The following is a 21,283-nucleotide window of genomic DNA, read 5'->3' as shown; positions in this document are numbered from 1 at the left end:
TATGTTCGCTCGCCTTAAGGACTGGCGGCGCATCCACACAAGGTACGAACGATGCGCTCACACCTTCTTGTCAGCAATCGCTTTCGCGGCAGTCTTCATCTTCTGGATCAATGAGTCCTGACCCTAGTCCACAGCTAAAGGCACCCGTTGCCACTCCGGCCCGAGCTGGTTGCGAAACCATGTGTCCTGCCGTTTGGCATACTGGCGCGTGGCGGCCTTGGCGCGCGTGATCGCCTCGTCCAGCGACACCTTGCCATGCAGATGATCGGCAAGTTCCGGCACGCCGATCGCCTTCATTGCGGGCAGTGTCGGCGGAAGATCAAGGGCGAGAACCGTGCGAACCTCACCCAGCGCGCCGGCATCGACCATCTGGTCGAAGCGCCGGTCGATGTTCCGCCGCAGGAATTCGCGCTCGGGGGTCAGAACGATCCTGGTTGCGGACCGCGCATCGATGAGTGGAACAGACCGGTCGCCCTGCCAGTCGAGGATCGAGCGGCCGGAGGCCTCCACGACTTCGAGCGCACGCACGATCCGCTGCCCGTCGTTTGGGCGCAGCCTTTCGGCCGCACGGGCATCGCGCGCCTCAAGCTGGCGGTGCAAAGCCTCTGCGCCGTCCTCGAGAAGCGCCTGCCGCCATTTCATGCGGATATCGGCTGGAATCTCGGGCATGTGGGACAGGCCCTCGGTCAGCGCGCGGAAGTAGAGGCCGGTGCCGCCGACGAACACCGTCTTCCTTCCCGCGGCCTCAGGCGATCCAAGCAATGCCGCCACATCGGCCAGCCACTGCGCAACGGAATAGGCGATGGCAGGGCTGACATGGCCGAAAAGACGATGGCGAACGCGCGCCTCATCTTTCACCGAAGGACGCGCCGTGATGACGCGCAGAACGTCGTAGACCTGCATGGAATCGGCATTGACGATGATCCCGCCGGCCGCTTCGGCGATGTCCATCGCCCGCTGCGACTTGCCGCTCGCGGTTGGCCCCGCTATCAGGACCGCATCCTTCAGCACGCCCGGTTCCCTTTCAGAAAGTCCGCCATGTCGCTCATTGCCGTCCTGATCTCGCATCCGGCCGAAAGGGCCGTGACCGTCGATCTAGCGAATAGGGCGGCAAAGGCGGTCAGCGCAAGCGCGCCCGTCACTTGGCTGGATGATGCCATCGCCTGCGAGTTCGCCATCGACGCCGATCTCCAGCCGGACGACGCCCTTGTGCTGTTGCGCGAAACGGTCTCCGGCAAACCGGTCGACGTTGCCGTCCTGCAGCCGCAGAACAGGCGCAAGCGCATTCTGATCGCCGACATGGATTCCACCATGATCGATCAGGAATGCATCGACGAACTGGCCGACATGGTCGGCATCAAGGACTATGTCGCCGCGATCACTTCTCGAGCCATGAACGGAGAGATTGCCTTCGAGCCGGCTCTTCGCGAGCGCGTCGCGCTGCTGCGCGACCTCGACGTGGCCGTGATCGACAACGTCATCGCCGAACGGATAACGCTCGCCTCCGGGGGCAAGACGCTGGTCGCGACCATGAACGCCAGCGGGGCGGCGACCGCGCTCGTCTCTGGGGGTTTCGAGAGCTTTACGGAAAAGGTCGCGGCCAAGCTCGGCTTTGCCGAGCACCGCGCCAACCGGCTCTTGGTCGAGAACGGCAAGCTCACCGGCAATGTGGCCGAGCCGATCCTCGGCAAGGAGGCGAAGGCCGCCTCGCTCCTCGAACTTGCCGCCCGGGCCGGCGTCACGCCGCAGGACGTGCTGGCGGTCGGTGACGGTGCCAACGATCTCGACATGATTCGCATCGCGGGCATGGGCGTCGCGCTCCATGCCAAGCCGGCTGTGGCCGCGCAGGCGGGGGTTCGCATCGATCATGGCGACCTGACGGCCCTTCTCTACCTGCAGGGCTATCGCGGATCGGATTTCGTCGCCTGACAGACAAAAACGGGGCGGCTGGCGCCGCCCCTGATCGTCGCGGTGCAATCCGCGTCAGTCCATCCTGAGCGTCACGAAGCGCAATTCGCCGGTCGGCGAAGCGAGCATCAAGAGGGCGTTGCGGCGGCCCTGCGTTTCAAGCGCGGCGATACGCTCCTGAACGTCGGCAGGCGTCGAAACAGCCTCTTGCGCGATTTCGGTGATGACTTCGCCGGCCGTGATGTTGCGCTCGGCGGCTTGCGATCCTTCCTCGACCTCCATCACGACGACGCCGGAAATATCCTCGGCGATGCCGAAGCTTGCGCGCGTTTCCTCATCGAGCGTGGCAAGCGTCATGCCCAGAACTTCGGCCGTCTCGACCGCCGCGTCGGGCGTCGCCTCGTCGTCTTCCATCTCCACACCGGCCTCGGCCTGGCGTTCGCCATCCTCAAGGCGGCCCAGAGTGACGCGCACGGTCTGCTCCTCGCCGCGCCGCACGATCACCACGTCGACTTCCTTGCCGACCGGGCTTTCAGCAACGACGCGCGGCAGGTCGCGCATCTGGCGCACCGGCTTGCCGTCGAAGGACAGGATCACGTCGCCAGGAAGGATCGACCCGTCGTCGACCGGCCCGCCTTCGATCACGCCCGCGACGAGCGCGCCCGTGGCGCGCTCCATGCCGAGGCTCTCGGCGATGTCGTCGGTGACCGGCTGGATGCGCACGCCGAGCCAGCCGCGGCGCGTCTCGCCGAATTCGCGCAACTGGTCGATTACGTTCACGGCAAGTTGCGAGGGAATGGCGAAACCGATGCCGATCGATCCACCGGACGGCGAGATGATCGCGGTGTTGATGCCGATGACCTTGCCATACATGTCGAAGAGCGGGCCGCCCGAATTGCCGCGGTTGATCGCGGCGTCGGTCTGGATGAAGTCGTCATAGCGCCCGGCATTGATGTCACGTCCGCGGGCCGACACGATGCCGACCGTCACCGAGCCGCCGAGGCCGAATGGATTGCCGATCGCCATGACCCAGTCGCCGATGCGCGCTTCCTGCGAGTCGCCGAACTCGACCGCCGTCAGCTCGCGCAGGCTCGGATCGACCTTGAGTACGGCAAGGTCGGTCTCCGGATCCGCTCCGATCAGCTCGGCTTCGAGCGTGCCGCCATCGGAGAAATTGACCTCGATCTCGTCCGCGTCGGCAATGACGTGGTTATTGGTGATCACGATGCCTTCCTTGGCATCAATGACGAAGCCCGAGCCGAGCGATTGCATGGGACGTACCGACGGCCCGCCTGGCTGCTGGCTGAAGAACTCGTCGAAGAATTCCTGGAAAGGCGAGCCCTCGGGCAATTGCGGCACAGGCACGTTGCGCTGGGTCTGGTTGCCGCCAGATGCGTTCTGCGAGGTCGAGATATTGACGACGGCGCCGAGCAGACCTTCGGCAAGGTCGGCGACCGAGGCCGGACCGTGCTGACGCGGCTGCGCGCTGCCAGGAGCGGGCTGCGCTTGCGCAAAGGCCTGCAGCGTCGGGGTGGCAACGCCCGACAGGCCGATTGCAGCCACCGACAGGCCGACAGTCAGCTTCTGGCGGATCGAGGTTGGGGTCTTCATCAGGCACATTCTCCCAAGGGCGCGTTCTGCGGCGCATTGATCCGCTTGATTGCGGCGTGTTTGCGGCTCCGGGCATGAATGCCCGCGCCCGCGACGACGTTAAGGCCACAATCGCAACGACGCGGGCGGGACGCAAGCCGTCCGCAGCCTGCACAGCGATTTGTGAAAGCCGCGTTGACGAAAAAAAACCCCCGGCCATTCGGTCCGGGGGCTTTCGTTCAGCTATTCGCAGAATGCGTCAGGGCTGCGTCGCGCCGGTCGTGATGTCGGTGTCCGCCGCCGCCGCCGGTGCGGCTGGCGCCGGCTGGGCGGGCTGTCCTGGCTCCTGCGCCTGAACACGTCCCCCCGGATTGCCGAAGAAGCGGAAGAACTCCGAATCCGGTGACAGCACCATCGTCGTCGCATCCCCGTTAAGCGCCTGCGTGTAGGCCGCCATCGACCGGTAGAATTCGAAGAATTCCGGATCGCGCGTGAAGGCCTCGGCGAAGATCGCGTTGCGCTCCGCCTCGCCCTGGCCTCGCAGGATTTCCGATTCCCGGCGGGCATCGGCGACGATCTCGACCACCTCGCGGTCGGCGCGGGCGCGGATGCGCTGCGCCGCTTCGCGACCGCGGGCCCGCAGGCGCTCGGCTTCGGCAAGACGCTCGGCCTTCATTCGCTCGAAGGTCTGCTGCGAAACCTCCTGCGTCAGGTCGGTCCGGCGAATGCGCACGTCGGTGATCTCGAGGCCGAGCGACGTCGCATCGGGGCGCAGCTGGTCGCGAACCTCGCGCATCATCGAGGACCGCTCTTCGGAAAGAGCCGCTTCAAAGCCGCGCAGACCGTAGACCCGGCGCAGCGAGGCGTCGAGGCGGGTACGCAGGCGCTGTTCGGCCAGCGGCACGCTGCCCGAAACCGCCTGGCGGAAGCGCCGCGGATCGGCGATTCGGTACGCGATGAAAGCGTCGACCTCGTAGAATCGGCCGCCCGAGACCTGCACGCGGATGTCGTCGAGATCGAAGCGCATGACGCGATCCTCGATCATCTGAACGTTGTCGGCCTCGGCAAAGCCGAAGGGCAGCTTAAAGTAGAGGCCCGGCTCGCTCTTCACGTCGACGATCTCGCCGAAGCGCAGCACGATCGCCTGCTGGCGTTCGTTGACCACGAAGAAGGAAGAATAGGCGAGGATCAGGAGCGCCAGGATGACGATGGCGATGACTGGAAGACGGCTGGCCATCAGTTGGTCCCTCCCTGGTTCTGCGTTGAGGCGGTCGGCGCATTTCGCCGCGCGTCGAGTTCAGGCAACGGCAGGTAAGGCACGACGCCCTGCCCGCCATTGGTGCCCTGCTCGACGATCACCTTGTTGGAGCCTCGCAGCACATTTTCCATGGTCTCGAGGAACAGGCGCTGTCGCGTCACGTCGGGCGCCTTGGCGTATTCGTCATAGACCGAGACGAAGCGCTGGGCCTCGCCTCGCGCTTCCTGCACGACGCGGTTCTGATAGGCGGCCGCCTCTTCGCGGATCTGGGCGGCCTCGCCTCGCGCAGCGCCAAGCTGCTGGTTCGAATACTGGTTCGATTCTTCGACGAAGCGGTCTTCGTCCTGCTCGGCGCGCTGCACCTCCTCGAATGCGTCGGCGACTTCGCGCGGAGGCGCCGCATCCTCGATCGAGATCGCGTTGATGACGAGCCCGGCGCCATAGTCGGTCACGGAGGTGTCCATGATCTCCCGTACTTCTTCGGCGATGCCCTGGCGGTTGTCGCGGAAGATGTCCTGCGCAGGACGTCGGCCGACCACTTCGCGCATCGCGCTTTCAGCAACCTGGCGCAGCATTTCGTCGGGATTGGCGACGTTGAACATGTAAGCCTGGGGGTCGGAGACCTGATAGGCGACAGAGAATTTCACGTCGACGATGTTCTGGTCGCCCGAAAGCATCAGCCCCGTGGAGGTGCCGCTGCGCGGCTCGCCGATCTGGATCAACTTCTCGGCGACGTTCGCGGTCTCGACGGACTCGACCGGCCACCAGTGGAAATGCAGGCCAGGCTCGGAAATCTCGTCCTTCGGCTTGCCGAAGCGCAACTCGACCGCCAATTCGTCCGGCTGGACGGTGTAGATAGACTGGAAGAGCCAGATCGCCACCAGCGCGATGGCTCCAAAGCCGAACAGCGCCATGTTCGAGCCGCCGCCGCCGGGCAGAGCCTGCTTCAGGCGGTCCTGCCCGCGGCGGATGATGTCTTCGAGATCGGGCGGCGTGCCCTGCGGGCCGCTTGGTCCGCGCGGTCCCTGCCCCCAGGGTCCGCCGCTGCCGCCGTTATTGCCGCCGCCTCCCCATGGGCCGCCGCCGCCGCCACTTTGATTGTTCCAGGGCATGAACTTCCTCTTGTTCCGGAATTGTCAACGTTGCGGCGGAACCCCCGACGCTAATCAACGCTACAATGCGTTATAAGGGTGCAATGTGGCCGTTTCAACGCAAACCGGCCTGCGAACGTGCGTCAGCGGCCGATGGTCGCGCTATTTCGTGAATAGACGGCATATTCGGTCGCGTGGCTGTCGCGCTCACCGGCGGGCACCTGCTCACAGTGCGTCTGGACCCACAGATCCGCGCTGATGCTGGGAAAGAACGTATCGCCCTCGACTTCGGCCAGCACATGGGTGACGTGGAGAATGTCTGCCTGATCCATGGCCTGGTCGAAAATCTCGCCGCCGCCGATCACGCAGATTTCAGCGGGCGCCTCACCGCCCGCGATCGCCAGAGCCTCGTCCAGCGAGTGCGCGACGACGGCGCCGTCGTCGGAAAAATCGTCCCTGCGCGTGATGACGATGTTGGTCCGCCCCGGCAGCGGGCGTTTGGGAAAGCTCTCCCAGGTCTTGCGCCCCATCACGATCGGCTTGCCGAGCGTCAGCGCCTTGAAGCGCTTCAGATCGGTCGACAGCCGCCACGGCAGGTCGCCGTCGCGCCCGATGACGCCGTTTGCGGCGATGGCGACGACGAGACTGACAGGGATATGCGCAGCCTCAGCCATCAAACCGCGATCGGCGCCTTGATGGACGGCTCGGCGACATAGCCTTCGAGCGTGAAATCCTCGAACCGGAAATCGTAGAGGCTGCGCACTGCCGGATTGAGCTTCATCACCGGCAGAGCGTGCGGCTTGCGCTCAAGCTGCGCGCGCGCTTGATCGAAATGGTTTGAATAAAGATGCGCGTCGCCCAGCGTGTGAACAAAATCGCCCGCCTTCAGCCCCGTCACCTGCGCAATCATCATCGTCAACAGCGCATAGGAAGCGATGTTGAATGGCACGCCGAGGAAGATGTCGGCCGAACGCTGGTAGAGCTGGCATGACAGCCGACCGTTCGCGACGTGGAACTGGAACAGGCAATGGCAGGGCGGCAGCGCCATCTGGTCGACCTCGGCCGGGTTCCAGGCCGAAACGATCAGCCGGCGCGAATTCGGGTTGGTTCTGATTTCGGAAATGAGGTTCTCGAGCTGGTCGATCGACCCGCCATCCGGCTTCGGCCACGAACGCCACTGCTTGCCGTAGACCGGGCCGAGCTCGCCATTCTCGTCGGCCCATTCATCCCAGATCGTCACGCCATTCTCGTTGAGAGTGCGCACATTGGTGTCGCCGGCGACGAACCAAAGCAGTTCGTGGATGATCGACTTCAGGTGCAGCTTCTTCGTCGTGAGGACCGGAAACCCCTCTTCGAGGTTGAACCGCATCTGGTAGCCGAAAACGCCGCGCGTGCCGGTACCGGTGCGATCGCCCCGGTCGACGCCGTGGTCGAGGACATGCTGGAGAAGGTCGAGATATTGCCGCATCGGTCACCGCCTTGAACGCCTCACCCTATCGCAATGCGCCGCGAGCGCCCACCACCCTTCCTCTCTTGTTCACAACGCATCGAGCCGCCCGAGTTGCTTGGCGACGAGATAGTAGAACGTCACGCGCTTGCGATCGGCGTCCGCGCTCATGGCCAGCTCGGCCATCTCGATGGCGAGGTCGGCCCGCTCGCGGTCGCAGCAGCCAAGTTTCTTGCCGCACCACTTCTCGCGCAGCTTGGCCGCCTGCTTGGCGTCGAGCGCCTTGATGTGGAGCGACTGCGGATTTTTGAGCGCGACGCCCAGATGCTTGACGATCCGCTCGATCGCCTCGGCCTTGGCCGTCGGATCGTAGCGGCGCACGTCGGCAAGATGGTCTTCCATCGAGCCCTCTCCTCACCTGCGCCCCCCGGCGTCCTTGGTTGGCTTCACAAAGGGCGGCTGTCAAGCTAACCCAAAGGGAGGCTGGGGAAGGATTGGAAGCATGGTCGATACGATGGCTCTGGCGCTTGTGGCGGCGGGCGGAGCGGCAGGCGGCGTCGCCCGCCTCACCATCACTGGCTTTGTCGCGCGCAGGCTCGGCCCAAACTTTCCGTGGGGCACGCTCGTGGTCAACCTGACCGGCGCGTTCCTGATCGGCCTGGCTGCAGGACATTTCTCCCCCTCGCCGGATTTGCGGATCTGGCAGCTTGCCGTGATCGGCTTCCTCGGCAGCTACACGACCGTCTCGTCCTTTTCGCTGCAGACCTTGTCCCTGGTCCAGGCCGGCAGGCCAGGCCGCGCAGCCGCAAACGTCGCACTTTCCATCCTTTTCGCCGTTGCAGCCGCCGCGCTCGGCTTCCGGCTCGCTTCATGAACGCTCGCCTCCTCGCCGCCGTCGCTCTCGGCGCCGCGCTCGGCTCGCTCGCGCGCTACCTCATCGCGGCCGCCGCGCTGGCGATGCTCGGTGCGCATTTTCCGGTTGGGACGCTCGCCGCGAACGTCGCCGGCTCGTTTCTCATCGCGCTTCTTGCCCGGCGCGAGGCGGAAGGCGCGCTCGGTGAGACCGCGAGTGCCTTCTGGCTCGCCGGCCTTTGCGGCGGCTTCACGACCTTTTCGGTGTTCAGCCTGGAAACACTTGTCCTCATCCAGGAGGGCCGTCCCGCGTTGGCAGCGATCTATGTCGCCACATCGCTCATTCTCTGGCTCGGCGGGGCCTCATGCGGCTGGCGTATCGGTGCGCCGCGCGGGCGATGAGCCGCCTTGCAAATCGCCCCGCTTCACCCTATTTCTCATTTGCCGTCGCAAGGCGGCTATGGTGCTAAACCGACTGTGCAATAGATGGACCGGACGCGGTTTCGAAACCGCCACCTCCACCAGGAACCCGCCCGCGCGACGTCAGTGTCGGACGGGCTGCTGATGGGGGTGAAATGGGATCGACGGACGTTGAAAGACAGTACGCTGTACCCGGCATTGTACCACCGTTATCGGGCTAAACTAGTAGTTGCAAACGACAACTATGCGGAAGCACGTCTCGCCGCTTAATGCGGTGCGATAGCTTCAAATCAAGCCCTATGGGTTCGCACCTTTAGGCGGGGTTCGGAGGTACCTGGCAACAGAAACCTCCACTTCTCCCTTCTTCTGGATATTGCGACGCTTGCGCCGTCCCGCGACTTGATTCAGTTCGTCACGAAACGGGGTCAGATGACTGTTCTGAATCTCTTTTCGTCTTCACAGGCGGTCCAGGAACGGCCAGGTCGGCGCTGATCGCGGCGCTCGCTGCCGAGCGCTTTCCGCCATGCCCGAAGCCGGCCGCTGATCATCGAGGCACGGCATGCGATAAGCAAATCCCCGCGTGGGGACGACGACGACGCGTGCTCCCGGCGTGCGATTTTGGATGCGAGACCATGCGCCTGCAACTCACGGGCGTGAGCGAGCCGCTGCCTTCCTCCGCGAGGTAATCGCCTCTGTCGCGCCGAAATCCTGAATCCGGTTTACCTCGGCTTGAAGCTTGACTACACCATGGACGAAACGATTCAGGACGCGCAGGCGAACAATGGCCGAAGACTTGATCCGCTACGACATTCTGGCGCAGGAAGCCCTGCGCGGCGTCATGCGCAAGGTCTTGTCCGAAGTTGCCAAGACCGGCCTGCCCGGCAACCACCATTTCTTCATAACCTTCCTGACCCGCGCGCCGGGCGTGCGCATTTCGAGCCGTCTGCGCGAGCGCTATCCCGACCAGATGACCATCGTCGTCCAGTTCCAGTACTGGGACCTGAAGGTGACGGACACCGGCTTCGAAGTCGGCCTCTCCTTCGCCGACGTGCCGGAAAAGCTCGAAATCCCCTTCTCCGCCGTGCGCGGCTTCTATGACCCGTCGGTCAATTTCGAACTCGAGTTCGACGTTCGCGCCGAAGACGCACCAGAGGTGGCCGCCGAGCCCGTGGCCGAGATCAAGCCCGTCCCGGCGCCGACCAAGAAGCCTGCCTCGGCCAAGAAGCCCGAAAAGGTTGAAATCGCCGCCAAGGACGACGAGGCCGGCGAGAAATCCGCGGACAAGGGCGGCGCGCAAGTGGTCTCCCTCGATTCTTTCCGCAAGAAGTGACGATGGGCGAGGTCGTCAATCTCCGGCTGGCACGCAAGCGCCGCAAACGGGACGACGACGCTGCCTCCGCCGAAGCAAACCGCCGCAAACATGGCCGCACGCTTGTCGAGCGGAACATGCAGGAAGCGGAGGAAAGGACGCGCGACGCCCATCTCGATGCCCATCGGCTTTCTTCCGACACGGACGAATGAGCGGCGTCGTCAAGCGGTCCGTATCGATTCGCGGTCATCGCACGAGCATTTCGCTGGAAGACGCCTTTTTCGATGAACTCGCCCGCATCGCAGCGAAACGAAACTTGGTGTTGGCGGCGCTCATTGCCGAAATCGACGCGACGCGCGACCGGCGCACCAACCTTTCCTCGGCGCTGCGCCTTTTCGTCCTGGAGGATCTGAAAGCGCGCTCCGGGCCGCAGATCGACGCCTCGGTTCAGTAGAGTCCGTCGCCTCCGAGAAGCCCGTCGATCGTCAGATTCTCCGGCCGGAAGATATCGGCCCCCGCCGGCGGCGTGGGAGGGGGCGTCTGTGCCGGCGCGTCGCCTGAGGGCTCCGTCTCGAACGCGTCGTCCTGCTGCAGGAAACGCTCGACGTCGAGGCGGAACGGATCGACGCTTTCAGCCTGCGGCGGCGGCGGCTCGCGGGCTGCTTCCTCCGCCGCCCGTCGGACGCGCTCTGCCTCCTCGAGCCGACGCGCAGCCTCTTCTTCCTCCGCCCGGGCTGCCTCTTCGGCAGCGCGTTCGGCTTCCTCGGCTCGCCGCCGCTCTTCCTCGGCCGCTTCGCGAGCGCTTCGCGCGGCCTCCTCGCGCAAAAACGCTTCGGCTTCCGCGCGCCGCTGCTCCGCGATGCGCTGCTGGCGCTCCTGTTCCATCGCGGCGTAATAGCGGTTCTCGCGGCGCAGGCGCTGCGCTTCTAGCAGGCTCGCCTGCATTGCCTCGACTCGCGCCTGCTCGATCTCCAGCGCACGCTGCGTCAGGAACTGCGCTAGCGGCTGGGTGTCGAACCGGATGTCGGGATCGCTGGGCGGCCCGTCGACCAAAATGCGCACCGCCGGCGTCGAGCCGACAAGTTCCTCCTCGCCCGGCTCACAGATGACGAGCGCATCGACCGTGACGCTGCCGCGCGCCAGGTCGGCGCGCAGGTCCGCGCTGATATCTGCCGCCGCACCTTCGAGCCGGATCGGCGGGGCGCGCAACTGCCCGCCGGCCATCGACAGGGCGATCTCGCCGAGCCGCGCCTCGAAGACGCCTTGCCCGATGATCGCGGGCGCGAAGCTTTGCGTTGCCGCCTCGTCGATGTCGCGCCCGATCCGGTCAGCCTCGGCGATGAGCGCCGAAAAGGCATTGCCATTGAGCCCCCTTATGGCGAGTTGCGGCACATCGAGGCTGACGGTTCCCGACAGCGCGCTGATCAGCGTGTCCAGCGTGCGCCCGCTCGAACTTGCCACGGCCGACAGGTCGAATGCGCCGGTCAGCGCCGGTTGGTTCAGCGCATCTGAAAGCGAGCCGCCCTCAAGCGCGAGTTGCCCCTGCAAGAGCGCAGTGCCGTCATGGTTGGAAAGTTCCGCGAAGCCCCGCAGATCGCCGCCCGCGAACTGGCCTGTCAGGTCGTTGAGCCGCAGGCCTTCGGGTCCGAAGCGCAATTCGGCGGCCATGTCGCCCAGCGTCTCCGGCCCGATTTCCGCCCGTCCGGCCCGCATCGCGACGTTCGCGCTGAACAGGTTGCTGGCGGTCGCGGCAAACGGAACAGTGCTGTCCGCCACCGCGGCCTCGCCGACGACGAGCGAAGCGAGCCAGGAAAGATCAAGGCGCGGTACGTTTAGCGCGCCGGCAAAATGCGGCCGGCCGTCGCGCAGTTCCAGGTTGAGGTCGCCGCTCAACGCCTGGTCGAGTGCAGTTCCCGAAAGGTCGGAGAGGACGACGAGGCCGTCCTCCAGATCGATGCCGGCGCGCAGGTCGAACGGCAGGCCGGCTGTCATGCCGGGCAGCGAGACGCCGGCCGTCGCCAGCCAGCCCGACAGATCGTCAGCGTCGAGCACGACCGTCCCGTCGACGACCGGATCGACGCCGTTGACCTGCACCGTTCCGTCGAAAGAGGCGTCGAGCCCGTCACCGCGAAGACCGAGCGATGCTTCCGCCCCGCGCGCAAGTTCGCCCGAAACCCGCGCGATCACATCCGCCGGCCCGACGAAGCCCAGCGGCAGTCCGGGCAGGCCGGCGAGCGCGTATAGCGCGGCGGGCTCGTCATTGCGCAGGGAAAGGTTGAGATCGATCGGCAGGTTGGCGATCGGGCGGTCCGTGCGCGGGCTCGTCAGCGTCGCCTGGAAAACCGTCCCGCCGAAGCGCCCATTGGCGCTGACCGCCCCGCCCTCCCCGTCGACCGCGCTTGCGACGAGGTTGAGTTCGGAATCGTCGAAAAGACCCGGATAGGCAGCGACGCGGGTCGACAGCTTCGCCAGTTCCGCGTTGTCGGGAAACCGCGCGGCGAGTGCATCGATGAGCGGTGCGAGATCGACCGCGATGATGGAGGCATCGACATGGCCGGTCGGCGTTTCGCCGAGGCCATAAAGCGAAGCCGTTGCGCTGACATTTGCCCCTGCAAGATCGCTTATCGACAGCCGGTCCACCTCGACCTGCCCGTCGCGCAGGCGAACGGCGGTATCGAGTGTGCCGGCTTCCAGCCCATCCAGCATGACCGGCCCCGCCTTGAGGTCGATGTCGACGTCCCGGTCCGCCAGCCGCGCAGTGCCGCTGTCGTCGACGAAGAGCGAGGCAAAGGCGCGCATGGCGGCCAGATCGAGCCGGTCGCCGTCGAGCGCGATGCGCAGCGAGGAGCGCATATCGGTTGGCGTCGCGCTGTCGATCTCGCCGCGGAACACCGCCCCCCCGAGAGCAAGCTCGAGATCGCGAAAGGACTGGCGCTCGCGCGAAAGCGCGACATCCGCGCTGAAGCCGCCGGGCGGCAGGCGGCGGATGGCATCGTCGACATCGCGCGCAAGCCAGGTTGCAAAGCCGGAAGGCTGGTTGACCGCCACGAGAAGCTCGCCCCGGAATTCGAGCCCGTCCGAAGCGGAAAGGTCGCCACTTGCCTCGATCGTAGAGCGACCCGGAAGAAGCGCTCGCAAGGTATTGATCTTCCAGCCGGATTCCGACGGTTCGGCATCCAGGCTGAGGTCCCGGATCGTCGTATCGCCCGCGACCAGCGCGGGCAGGCTGACTTCCACATTTCCCGGAATCGTGGGCCTTGGCAGGGCGGCCAGAAGGCGCTCGATGCCGGCAAGCCGCGTGTCGAGGCTCGCCATGCCCGGCTCGACCCCCTCGTCGAGCCGGATCTGCGCGCCGTCGGCTTCGATGTGAAAGCGCGGCTCGGTACCGAAATCGAGTTCGCCCCGCCCGCTCGCGATGTAGGGATTTTCGATCGGCCCGGTCTGGTAGGTGAACTCGGGAATATCGAGCGCGTTGTGGTCGAGATCGAACATTCCGGTCAGACGATGGGCTGAAACAGCCGGAGCGGCCCCGTTTTCCGGCGCATTCGAGGCGAGTTCGGCGCGAAACTGGCCCGAATAGATGGCTTTTCCGTCCAGAACCCGCGCGCTTCCATCGGTTTCGACGTGGAATGGCGAGCCGAAAGGCGCCATCCGAAGCCTCACGCGGATGGCGTCGTTTTCGTAAGTGCCGGTCGAAAGTCCGATCGATGTCGGCACGCCGTCGATGGCGCCGGTGCCGTCGAGCCGCCACGGCCCGGAAAGCGTCTGGGCCGAGATCCTGGCATCGAGATTGGACACCCGATGCAGCCGCCCGCTCTTGCGATGGAAAAGGCGCAGTTCGCCGTCCTCGACGGAAATGTTCTCGAAGGTGATCACCCGGGCAGCCTCGCCGCCGGGTCGCTCGATCCAGTCGAGGCTCCCGTCCTCGTCGAGTTCGACCGTCATGATCGGCCGGACGAGGCGCATGTCGACGATCAGGATCTCGCCGCGCAGGAAGGGTGCGAGCTCGGCGTCCATCGAGAAGGTGTCAACGCGCATCGCCGGCTCGCCGCCCGGCCCGCCGGCAACGGAAACGTCGGCGAAGGTGACCGAGGGGAACGGCAGGAAACGCGCGCTTGCCTCGCCTTCGACCGTCACCTCGCGGCCGAGGATGCGGCTCGCCTCGCGCTCGAAATCGGCACGGTAGGACGTCCAGTCGACGAAGAACGGCCCGACCAGCGCGATGGACAGCGCCAGGACGATCAATCCGCCGATGATGACAAATAGGCGCGCCAGCAATCCGCTCCCGCTAAGATGTACGCGTTTCGGCCGAGTCTAGCCGCTTGTCCGCGTGGTTACAGTGTCAAAGCGCCATCGCTCGTTCATTATTGCGCGCGCGGCAGGATTTTCCCCGGATTCATGATGTTGTCCGGATCGAGCGCGCTCTTGATCGCGCGCATGTAGTCGAGACCGGGTCCAAGTTCGTGGACGAGATAGCCGGCCTTGCCTTGCCCGACGCCGTGTTCGCCGGTGCAGGTGCCGTCCATCGCGATGGCCCGCATGTTGAGCCGGCCGACGAAGGCTTCGGCGTCGGCGACCTCTTTTGGATCATCGGCATCGATCAGCACCAGGACGTGGAAATTGCCGTCTCCGACATGCCCGACGATCGGCGCGATCAAGCCGTGCTCGGCGATATCGGCTTCCGTTTCGCCGATGCATTCGGCGAGCCGCGAGATCGGCACGCAGACATCGGTTGTCAGCGCCTTTGCGCCCGGGCGCAGCGTCAGGCCAGCCCAATAGGCATCGTGGCGCGCCTTCCACAGCTTGGCGCGCTCCTCGGCGACATTGGTCCACTGGAAGGGCCCGCCACCATATTCGTCGGCGATCTCGCCGAAAAGTTCGGCCTGCTCGGCCACGCCGGTCTCCGAACCGTGGAATTCGAGGAAGAGGCACGGGCTCTCCTCGTAGGAAAGCTTGGAGTACTGGTTGAGCGAACGCATGCCGAGCGCATTGATCAGTTCGATGCGTGCGACCGGAATGCCCATCTGGATCGTCGCGATCACCGTCTGGCAGGCCGCATCCACGCTCGGGAACTGGCACACGCCGCCCGAAATCGCTTGCGGGATGCCGTAGAGCTTGAGTGTGAGGGACGTTATGATGCCGAGCGTGCCTTCGGCGCCGATCAGCAGGCGGGTCAGGTCGTAGCCGGCAGAGGACTTGCGCGCCCGCCTCCCTGTCTGGACGATCCGGCCATCCGGCATGACGGCGCGCAGCGAGATGACGTTGTCGCGCATCGTGCCGTAGCGCACGGCATTTGTGCCCGAGGCCCGGGTCGACGCCATGCCGCCGAGGCTCGCATTGGCGCCCGGGTCTATCGGAAAGAACAGCCCGGTATCGCGCAGATGCGTGTTGAGCGCCTCGCGCGTGACGCCGGGCTCGACCGTGCAATCGAGGTCCTGGGCGTTGACCGCCGTCACGCGGTTCATACGCGACAGATCGAGCGAGATGCCGCCGCCCGGCGCATTGACATGACCTTCGAGCGAAGTGCCGGTCCCGAAGGCGATGACAGGGACGCGATGCGTCGCGCAAAGCCGCACCACGGTCTGAACCTCGCTCTCCGATTCGGCGAAGACGACGCCGTCGGGAAGTTGAGCGGGAATGTAGCTGGTCGAATGGGCGTGCTGTTCGCGGATCGCCCGGCCGGTCTGGAACCGGTCGCCAAACTCTTCGGCAAGCGCCTGGAGGACGGCTGCAATGCCCGTTTCATTGCGTTCGATGTCAACGAGTTCCGCAAGTGCCATATCCGTCCCTCCACTCTCCGGCCATCCCCAGGTGGACCACCGCCTAGTCGTTCTGTATCGCTATCGGCCGACCGTGCAAATCGGTTTCGATTTGCGTTGGACCCTAAGTCCAAAACTCAACAGGAGGAACCACCGACATGTCGATTGCAGCGCCCGTAGTGTCACGCGTGATGGAGGTCGAGAAGGACTGGATCGACTATAACGGTCACCTCAACATGGCCTACTACAACGTGCTGTTCGATCGCTGCTCCGACGAGGCGTTCGCCATGCTGGGCATGGGGCCGGACTATGCCAAGGAACGCCGGCTGACCACCTACACGGCCGAAATTCATGTCTGCTACGTGCGCGAACTTCACCTGGGCAACAAGGTGACCTGCACCTTCCAGTTGCTCGACTTCGACGAAAAGCGCTTCCACGGCTATCAGGAACTGCGCCACGTCGACGGCTGGCTTGCGGCAACCTGCGAAGTGCTGACGCTGCATGTCGACATGAACGGACCGAAGGTCGCGCACTTTCCGGACGACATTCTGGCGAACATGAAGGCGATGCAGGAGGCCCATGCCGCCCTGCCCAAATCGGAGCGCGCGGGGCGTTCGATCGGAATCAAGCGGAAGTCTTGATAGAATCTCTTTCCTAATAGCTTGTGGCGTCGATGCAACAAATTCGCCATGGCCACCGTTAACCGCCAGAATCGACTGTACTTCTCAGGGCTGGCGGGACATGGACTGGAAATCGAGGGGAGAAAGCCCCGAAGCATGGCACATGACCGACGATCTTCATGCCGAAAAGGGCAAGGGAGATCCGTTCGCCGCTGCGATCCGCGCAACGCGCATGGCGATGATCATCACCGATCCCCGCCATGACGACAATCCGATCGTGTTCGCCAACGATTCCTTTCTGAAACTCACGGGCTATGAGCGCGACGAGGTCATCGGCAATAATTGCCGGTTTCTGCAAGGCCCGGACTCCAACCCCGAAGCGATCAATTCCATTCGCCAGGCGATCAAAGAGCGCCGGGCCGTAAACGTCGACATCCTGAACTACCGCAAGGACGGCTCGACGTTCTGGAACGCGCTTTACATCAGCCCGGTAAGCAACGAAGCAGGCGAACTTCAGTTCTATTTCGCTTCCCAACTCGACATCACCGAGCGCAAACGGGCCGAGGAGCACGCGATCAGGGAGAAAGACCGCTTCGAAAAGGCCGTCGCCGAACGCACGTCCGAACTTCAGGACGCGCTCGAGGCGAAGACGGCGCTGCTGCACGAGGTCGATCATCGGGTGAAGAACAATCTCCAGATGGTTTCATCGCTGATCGTGATGCAGGCGCGGGCAATCCCCGACGAGAACATTCGCCAGTCGCTGCAAGACATGCTCGCGCGTGTCGAGGCCCTCGCAACCGTTCATCGTCGGCTCTACCAATCCGATGACGTCGCGCGGTTCGAGGTCAGTGATTTCTTAAAGGATCTCGTGGGCGACGTCGTCGCAGCCTCCAAATACGCGAAGATGGAAACCCGTTTCGAACTCGACTCGGTCGAGATCACCGCATCAAGGGCCGCGCCACTGGCACTCATCGTCAACGAACTCGTCACCAACGCTCTGAAGCATGCCTTTGACGGGCAGGATTATCCGATCCTGACGACGCGCATCGCCAAGACAGATGGGTGGCTTCGTATCGAAATCGAGGACAACGGGTCCGGCATGGGCGAACCGGATACCTCGGGTTCGTTCGGCACGCGGCTGATCCAATCGCTGAGCCGCCAGTTGAAGGCCCAGATTTCGTGGAACGACATTGCACCGGGCACGCGTGCGGTCATCGAACTGCCACAGGACGACGCGCCCAAGCAGCCGTCGCCATAGGAGAATGCAAATGGAGCCGCTGAAAGTGATCATCGTCGAGGACGAGGCGCTTCTTGCAATGGAGCTGGAAAGCCTGCTCGAAGACAGCGGCAACATCGTCGTCGGCTGGGCAACGAATTTCGCTGAAGCCAAGGCACTCGTCGACGAAAGCTCGGCCGACCTGGCCTTCGTCGACCTCAACCTGGCGGATGGCCCAACGGGGTTACGGATCGCTGAATATATCCGCGACGCCGGACGCTCTTTGGCCGTTTTCATGACCGCCAATCCGCGCAGCTTGCCCGAAAATTATGCCGGAGCGATCGGCGTGATTGAAAAGCCCTACACGATGAACGGCCTGATGGCGGCACTCGTCTACCTGAAGGAGGGTGTGCGCGAACCGCCGCCTGCAAGCTCGCTGCCGGTCGGCTTCGTGCTCTCGCCGCACTACGCGTCGCAATGGGCAACGCGGTAGTTCAACGCTCGCACAGCTGGCGCGGTCCGTTGTAGGGCTGGTAGCTGCAATCCGACGCGCGGAACGAGCGATAGGCGCGCGAACAGGCCTGCACGTTGCAGGCTTGCGCGGCGAGTGCGCCGTCGCCCGCCTCGCGCTCTTCCTGCGCGGCGAGCGCCTCGATCGAGGTGCCATCGACGAAAGCCTTGAAAATGCCCGCTGGCAGCGCGCCGCCAGTCACTCCCTTCATCGGCGTGTCATCGTCATTGCCGACCCATACGCCGACGACGAGGTTCTCGGTGAAACCGACGAACCAGGCGTCGCGGTAGTTCTGGCTGGTACCTGTCTTGCCGGCGGCAAATCCGTCGACGCGCGCGCCCTGTCCCGTGCCCTGCTCGACCACCATGCTCAACAGGCTGATCAGGTCGTTCTGGAAAGGCGATATGTCGATGTCCGGCCGGCGCGTCGGACCGACGCGGAACGCTTCGCCCGTCTCGTCGGTGCGGAAGGATACGATCCCCCACGGCTCGACAGGCGCCACCCCGGCGAGGATCGAGGCATAGGCGCCGGTCAGATCGATGAGCGTGACTTCGGAGGCGCCGAGCGCGAGGGCGGGCGTTTCCGTCAGTTCCGCATCGATGCCCAGATCGCGCGCCGCAGCCGCCACATGGGAAATGCCGACCTCCTGCGCCAACACCACCATCGCGGCGTTGAGCGAACGCACGAAGGCTTCATAGATCGGCACCAGCCCGTAGTAGCGACCGCCGAAATTCTCAGGCGTCCAGCCGTCGATCGTGATCGGCTCGTCGGGGACAAGCACCCGCACGTCGATGCCGGCCTGAAGTGCCGAGAGAAGGACGAACGTCTTGAAGGTGGAACCGGGCTGGCGAAGGGCATCGACGGCGCGGTTGAAGGCGCTTTCCTGGTAGTTCCGGCCGCCGACCATGGCAAGCACCGCGCCGTCCGGTCCCATCGCGACGAGCGCGCCCTGCCCCGGCCCGCCCTCTCCGGCGCCGTCCAGCGCCTCGCGCAAGACGCGGTCAGCGACCGACTGCAATTGCGGCTCGAGCGTCGTCGTGACGCTGATCGTGCCGCGATAATCGGCGGCAATCTCGCGCGCGTCGCGCATCGCCCAGTCGGCGAACCAGCTTCCCGAGCGCGTCGCCGGGCGCGTCGGCTGTAATTGGGCGTAGGCTGCTTTCGCGGCCGCCGCTTCTTCGGCGGAAATCTTGCCGTTGGCGACCATGGCGTCGAGCACCACGCGCGCGCGCTGCTCGGCGCGCTCGGCATTGGCAATCGGGTTGAGGACCGAAGGGGCGATGATCAGCCCGGCAATCATGGCCGATTCGCTGAGGTCGAGTTCGGCTGGCTCCTTGTCGAAATAGATGCGCGCGGCGGCCGGCACGCCGGTCGCGCCGGCGCCCAGATAAATGTTGTTCAGGTACCGCGTCAGGATCTCGTCCTTGCCCAGCCGGCGTTCTAGCCAGAAGGCGATGACAAGTTCCTGAATCTTGCGGCGATAAGTGCGGTCGCGCTCCAGATAGGAGATCTTGATGAGCTGCTGGGTAATGGTCGAGCCGCCCTGCACCACCTCGCCCGCATTCAGATTGCGCATGAATGCGCGCGCGATGCCGCGGAAGTCCACACCCCAATGATCGTAAAAGCGGCGATCCTCGATGCTGAGGACGGCGTCGAGGAGGTGCTGCGGGTAGGCATCGAGACGGGTGTAGGCGCCCTGGTAAGGCCCTTCCTGAACCAGCGGCGAGCCGTCAGCACTCTCGAGCACCACGACCGGCGCGATCGAGCCGTCCGCGATCTCCTCCCACGGAACGTCGCGGAGCGCCCACCACAAGATGCCGGCGACCAGGACCAGACCGGCCACCGCGACGACGGCGAGCGCGCCAAGAATGCGGTTGCGGTGGCGTCCAAAGCCTTTCGAGGGAGCCGCGGGCGCGTCGGTGTTGGCAGTCCGCGCCCGTCTCCCGCGCCAGCGCGACGATGCGGCACGGATGGACGCACCAAGCTCGGCACGCAGCGCCGCGCCCAGCGCCGAAGCGGCGCGCGCGCTGCGGCTGAAGCCAGGCCGGCCCTCCGCGTCACGCTGCCCCTGGTGCGCCTCTGCGGGCCTGTCGGTTTCGCCCGACCTGTGGCTGTCGTCCATTGCTGCTCTCGGTTCGCACCGTCCCTGGCCTTCGATTATGCCAGAACGCGCGCGAAAGCCACCGGCCTCGCCGATCATTTGGCGGCAGGAGCGATTGACGCGAAGACCAGCTTCCAACATACCTGAAGTTGAAAGTCTTCATTCATCCCTTTCCGGCATTCAATGATTTTCCAATACGCGTCCCGACTGCGCGGCACCCCCTATTTCGGCTGGATTTTTGCGCTCGCCAGCTTTGCTGCAGGGCTCGGTGTGCGCTTTGCCGTCGATTCCTACCTGCCGAGCGGGTTCCCGTTCCTGACCTTCTTCCCGGCGGTGATGTTGACCGCGTTTCTCGGCGGCACGCGGCAGGGCATCGCCTGCGCCGCCTTGTCGACGCTTGCCGCCTGGTACTGGTTCATCCCGCCCTTTTCGAGTTTCCAGCTAAGCGGTCCCGCGCTGGTCGCGCTCGGCTTCTTCATAGTGGTGGTGGCGGTGGACATCGCCATCATCCATCTCATGAACGTGGCGGTGGAACGGTCGAAGCGCCAGGAGGCCGAGGCTTCCATGCTGGCAGAGGAGCGGCGGACCCTGTTCCAGGAACTGCAGCACCGCATCGCCAACAATCTTTCTTTTGTCTCCAGTCTGCTGGGCATCCACAAGCGACGCCTCAGCAACAACCCCGAAGCGGCCGAGGCGCTAGAGGATGCGCGCCTCAGGCTCGAAACGCTGTCGCGCGTCCACCGCCGGCTCTACGACCCGGAAACGAAGACGCAGCGCCTGTCGGAATCGCTCGGCGCTATCTGCCAGGACCTCGTCGACGCATCCGGGCGCAGGCACGTCACATGCAACGTCGCCGCCGATGACATCGCGCTGCCGGTGGAGCGCGTCATGACGCTGTCGCTGGTGCTGATCGAGGCCGTGAGCAATTCGTTGAAGCATGCTTTCGAGGGGCGCGAGGACGGGCGGATCGACGTGCGCCTGGTTGGCATCGGCGACAACCGCCTGGCACTGATCGTCTCCGACGACGGCCCGGGCCTTCCCGACGGTTTCGACCCGGCGACGAGCGACCGGCTCGGGCATCGCATCATGGCCGGCTTCGCGCGCAGTCTCCACGGCGAGATCGCGTATGAGAACGACGGCGGGTCCGTGACGCGGCTCGTCTTCCCGCACGCCTGACGCAAGCGATCCGCTCGCGTTCTGG

General features: G+C 64.8%; 20 protein-coding genes, 1 other RNA gene and 1 pseudogene. 12 read left to right on the top strand and 10 right to left on the bottom strand.

Going from position 1 to position 21,283, the window contains the following annotated elements; genetic code table 11:
* Positions 1-121 (top strand): annotated as a pseudogene (locus GTK01_RS13990) (IS5/IS1182 family transposase); the annotation flags it as partial.
* Between the two features lie 2 nt (positions 122-123).
* On the opposite strand, the gene miaA reads toward GTK01_RS13990, so the two are convergent.
* Entirely contained in the window at positions 124-1,068 is a 945-nt protein-coding gene (gene miaA / locus GTK01_RS13985) for a tRNA (adenosine(37)-N6)-dimethylallyltransferase MiaA (RefSeq protein WP_252926713.1), read from the bottom strand.
* Here miaA and serB point away from each other — a divergent pair.
* The gene (gene serB, locus GTK01_RS13980; protein WP_252926711.1) at positions 1,039-1,929 is read left to right on the top strand and encodes a phosphoserine phosphatase SerB; all 891 of its coding nucleotides are present in this window, start codon (positions 1,039-1,041) and stop codon (positions 1,927-1,929) included. The two genes, miaA and serB, sit on opposite strands and share 30 nt — an antisense overlap.
* Positions 1,930-1,983: 54 nt before the next feature.
* Here the strand turns inward: serB and GTK01_RS13975 are convergent, their stop codons facing one another.
* The 6 genes from GTK01_RS13975 to GTK01_RS13950 form a co-directional block, all read right to left on the bottom strand.
* A complete protein-coding gene (locus GTK01_RS13975) occupies positions 1,984-3,519 on the bottom strand; it encodes a DegQ family serine endoprotease (RefSeq protein ID WP_252926704.1) in 1,536 nt (511 codons plus the stop codon).
* A gap of 238 nt (positions 3,520-3,757) precedes the next feature.
* Entirely contained in the window at positions 3,758-4,735 is a 978-nt protein-coding gene (hflC, locus tag GTK01_RS13970) for a protease modulator HflC (protein WP_252926703.1), read from the bottom strand.
* Positions 4,735-5,868 (bottom strand): FtsH protease activity modulator HflK, encoded by a 1,134-nt coding sequence (gene hflK, locus GTK01_RS13965; RefSeq protein WP_252926701.1) that lies wholly within the window; start codon positions 5,866-5,868, stop codon positions 4,735-4,737. Before hflK ends, hflC begins: the two co-directional genes overlap by 1 nt.
* Before the next feature lie 122 nt (positions 5,869-5,990).
* Positions 5,991-6,521, bottom strand: a complete 531-nt coding sequence (locus tag GTK01_RS13960; protein WP_252926700.1) for a dihydrofolate reductase — start codon at positions 6,519-6,521, stop codon at positions 5,991-5,993.
* Entirely contained in the window at positions 6,521-7,315 is a 795-nt protein-coding gene (locus GTK01_RS13955) for a thymidylate synthase (RefSeq protein ID WP_252926698.1), read from the bottom strand. Before GTK01_RS13955 ends, GTK01_RS13960 begins: the two co-directional genes overlap by 1 nt.
* Positions 7,316-7,384: 69 nt before the next feature.
* Complete coding sequence (locus GTK01_RS13950) at positions 7,385-7,696, bottom strand: DUF2853 family protein (RefSeq protein ID WP_252926696.1); 312 nt, start codon at positions 7,694-7,696, stop codon at positions 7,385-7,387.
* A 100-nt stretch (positions 7,697-7,796) separates the two neighbouring features.
* Between GTK01_RS13950 and GTK01_RS13945 the strand changes: the two genes are divergently transcribed.
* From GTK01_RS13945 to GTK01_RS13920, 6 genes are all read left to right on the top strand, one after another.
* Positions 7,797-8,168: a CrcB family protein gene (locus GTK01_RS13945; RefSeq protein ID WP_252926694.1), complete on the top strand. Its 372-nt coding sequence runs from the start codon at positions 7,797-7,799 to the stop codon at positions 8,166-8,168.
* On the top strand, positions 8,165-8,548 hold the full coding sequence (locus GTK01_RS13940) for a CrcB family protein (RefSeq protein WP_252926676.1): 384 nt from the start codon (positions 8,165-8,167) through the stop codon (positions 8,546-8,548). Before GTK01_RS13945 ends, GTK01_RS13940 begins: the two co-directional genes overlap by 4 nt.
* 2 nt (positions 8,549-8,550) lie before the next feature.
* Positions 8,551-8,921: a transfer-messenger RNA gene (gene ssrA, locus GTK01_RS13935) on the top strand.
* 426 nt (positions 8,922-9,347) lie between these two features.
* On the top strand, positions 9,348-9,896 hold the full coding sequence (locus tag GTK01_RS13930) for an SspB family protein (protein WP_252926673.1): 549 nt from the start codon (positions 9,348-9,350) through the stop codon (positions 9,894-9,896).
* Between the two features lie 2 nt (positions 9,897-9,898).
* Entirely contained in the window at positions 9,899-10,087 is a 189-nt protein-coding gene (locus GTK01_RS13925) for a DUF4169 family protein (RefSeq protein WP_252926671.1), read from the top strand.
* The gene (locus GTK01_RS13920; RefSeq protein ID WP_252926670.1) at positions 10,084-10,329 is read left to right on the top strand and encodes a ribbon-helix-helix domain-containing protein; all 246 of its coding nucleotides are present in this window, start codon (positions 10,084-10,086) and stop codon (positions 10,327-10,329) included. The genes GTK01_RS13925 and GTK01_RS13920 overlap by 4 nt, the downstream gene beginning before the upstream one ends.
* Here the strand turns inward: GTK01_RS13920 and GTK01_RS13915 are convergent.
* The gene (locus tag GTK01_RS13915; protein ID WP_252926668.1) at positions 10,323-14,153 is read right to left on the bottom strand and encodes an AsmA family protein; all 3,831 of its coding nucleotides are present in this window, start codon (positions 14,151-14,153) and stop codon (positions 10,323-10,325) included. The genes GTK01_RS13920 and GTK01_RS13915 overlap by 7 nt on opposite strands.
* Positions 14,154-14,239: 86 nt before the next feature.
* A complete protein-coding gene (locus GTK01_RS13910) occupies positions 14,240-15,655 on the bottom strand; it encodes an FAD-binding oxidoreductase (RefSeq protein WP_252926658.1) in 1,416 nt (471 codons plus the stop codon).
* Between the two features lie 137 nt (positions 15,656-15,792).
* Here GTK01_RS13910 and GTK01_RS13905 point away from each other — a divergent pair, with 137 nt between their 5' ends.
* From GTK01_RS13905 to GTK01_RS13895, 3 genes are all read left to right on the top strand, one after another.
* Positions 15,793-16,275, top strand: coding sequence for a thioesterase family protein (locus GTK01_RS13905; RefSeq protein WP_252926656.1), 483 nt, complete (start codon positions 15,793-15,795; stop codon positions 16,273-16,275).
* Between the two features lie 142 nt (positions 16,276-16,417).
* Positions 16,418-17,512: a histidine kinase dimerization/phosphoacceptor domain -containing protein gene (locus tag GTK01_RS13900; RefSeq protein WP_252926654.1), complete on the top strand. Its 1,095-nt coding sequence runs from the start codon at positions 16,418-16,420 to the stop codon at positions 17,510-17,512.
* A gap of 10 nt (positions 17,513-17,522) precedes the next feature.
* Positions 17,523-17,963, top strand: coding sequence for a response regulator (locus tag GTK01_RS13895; RefSeq protein ID WP_252926652.1), 441 nt, complete (start codon positions 17,523-17,525; stop codon positions 17,961-17,963).
* 1 nt (position 17,964) lies between these two features.
* On the opposite strand, the gene GTK01_RS13890 is transcribed toward GTK01_RS13895, so the two are convergent.
* Positions 17,965-20,103 (bottom strand): PBP1A family penicillin-binding protein, encoded by a 2,139-nt coding sequence (locus GTK01_RS13890; protein WP_252926650.1) that lies wholly within the window; start codon positions 20,101-20,103, stop codon positions 17,965-17,967.
* Between the two features lie 162 nt (positions 20,104-20,265).
* On the opposite strand from GTK01_RS13890, the gene GTK01_RS13885 reads away from it, so the two are divergent.
* Entirely contained in the window at positions 20,266-21,258 is a 993-nt protein-coding gene (locus GTK01_RS13885) for a sensor histidine kinase (protein ID WP_252926648.1), read from the top strand.
* Positions 21,259-21,283: the final 25 nt, after the last annotated feature.

This window comes from Aliihoeflea sp. 40Bstr573 (assembly GCF_024105655.1).
GTDB lineage: Bacteria > Pseudomonadota > Alphaproteobacteria > Rhizobiales > Rhizobiaceae > Aliihoeflea.
This window is presented reverse-complemented; position numbering and strand designations above follow the sequence as displayed.

Bases quoted from the DNA above. Each gene is read 5' to 3' on its own strand.
- GTK01_RS13910 (WP_252926658.1), bottom strand. From the start codon at position 15,655: ATGGCACTTGCGGAACTCGTTGACATCGAACGCAATGAAACGGGCATT.
- GTK01_RS13940 (WP_252926676.1), top strand. From the start codon at position 8,165: ATGAACGCTCGCCTCCTCGCCGCCGTCGCTCTCGGCGCCGCGCTCGGC.
- GTK01_RS13900 (WP_252926654.1), top strand. From the start codon at position 16,418: ATGACCGACGATCTTCATGCCGAAAAGGGCAAGGGAGATCCGTTCGCC.
- GTK01_RS13975 (WP_252926704.1), bottom strand. From the start codon at position 3,519: ATGAAGACCCCAACCTCGATCCGCCAGAAGCTGACTGTCGGCCTGTCG.
- hflC (WP_252926703.1), bottom strand. From the start codon at position 4,735: ATGGCCAGCCGTCTTCCAGTCATCGCCATCGTCATCCTGGCGCTCCTG.
- GTK01_RS13895 (WP_252926652.1), top strand. From the start codon at position 17,523: ATGGAGCCGCTGAAAGTGATCATCGTCGAGGACGAGGCGCTTCTTGCA.
- GTK01_RS13960 (WP_252926700.1), bottom strand. From the start codon at position 6,521: ATGGCTGAGGCTGCGCATATCCCTGTCAGTCTCGTCGTCGCCATCGCC.
- GTK01_RS13930 (WP_252926673.1), top strand. From the start codon at position 9,348: ATGGCCGAAGACTTGATCCGCTACGACATTCTGGCGCAGGAAGCCCTG.
- GTK01_RS13920 (WP_252926670.1), top strand. From the start codon at position 10,084: ATGAGCGGCGTCGTCAAGCGGTCCGTATCGATTCGCGGTCATCGCACG.
- GTK01_RS13950 (WP_252926696.1), bottom strand. From the start codon at position 7,696: ATGGAAGACCATCTTGCCGACGTGCGCCGCTACGATCCGACGGCCAAG.
- GTK01_RS13890 (WP_252926650.1), bottom strand. From the start codon at position 20,103: ATGGACGACAGCCACAGGTCGGGCGAAACCGACAGGCCCGCAGAGGCG.
- GTK01_RS13905 (WP_252926656.1), top strand. From the start codon at position 15,793: ATGTCGATTGCAGCGCCCGTAGTGTCACGCGTGATGGAGGTCGAGAAG.
- GTK01_RS13925 (WP_252926671.1), top strand. From the start codon at position 9,899: ATGGGCGAGGTCGTCAATCTCCGGCTGGCACGCAAGCGCCGCAAACGG.
- GTK01_RS13955 (WP_252926698.1), bottom strand. From the start codon at position 7,315: ATGCGGCAATATCTCGACCTTCTCCAGCATGTCCTCGACCACGGCGTC.
- GTK01_RS13885 (WP_252926648.1), top strand. From the start codon at position 20,266: ATGATTTTCCAATACGCGTCCCGACTGCGCGGCACCCCCTATTTCGGC.
- serB (WP_252926711.1), top strand. From the start codon at position 1,039: ATGTCGCTCATTGCCGTCCTGATCTCGCATCCGGCCGAAAGGGCCGTG.
- miaA (WP_252926713.1), bottom strand. From the start codon at position 1,068: ATGCGAGATCAGGACGGCAATGAGCGACATGGCGGACTTTCTGAAAGG.
- GTK01_RS13945 (WP_252926694.1), top strand. From the start codon at position 7,797: ATGGTCGATACGATGGCTCTGGCGCTTGTGGCGGCGGGCGGAGCGGCA.
- hflK (WP_252926701.1), bottom strand. From the start codon at position 5,868: ATGCCCTGGAACAATCAAAGTGGCGGCGGCGGCGGCCCATGGGGAGGC.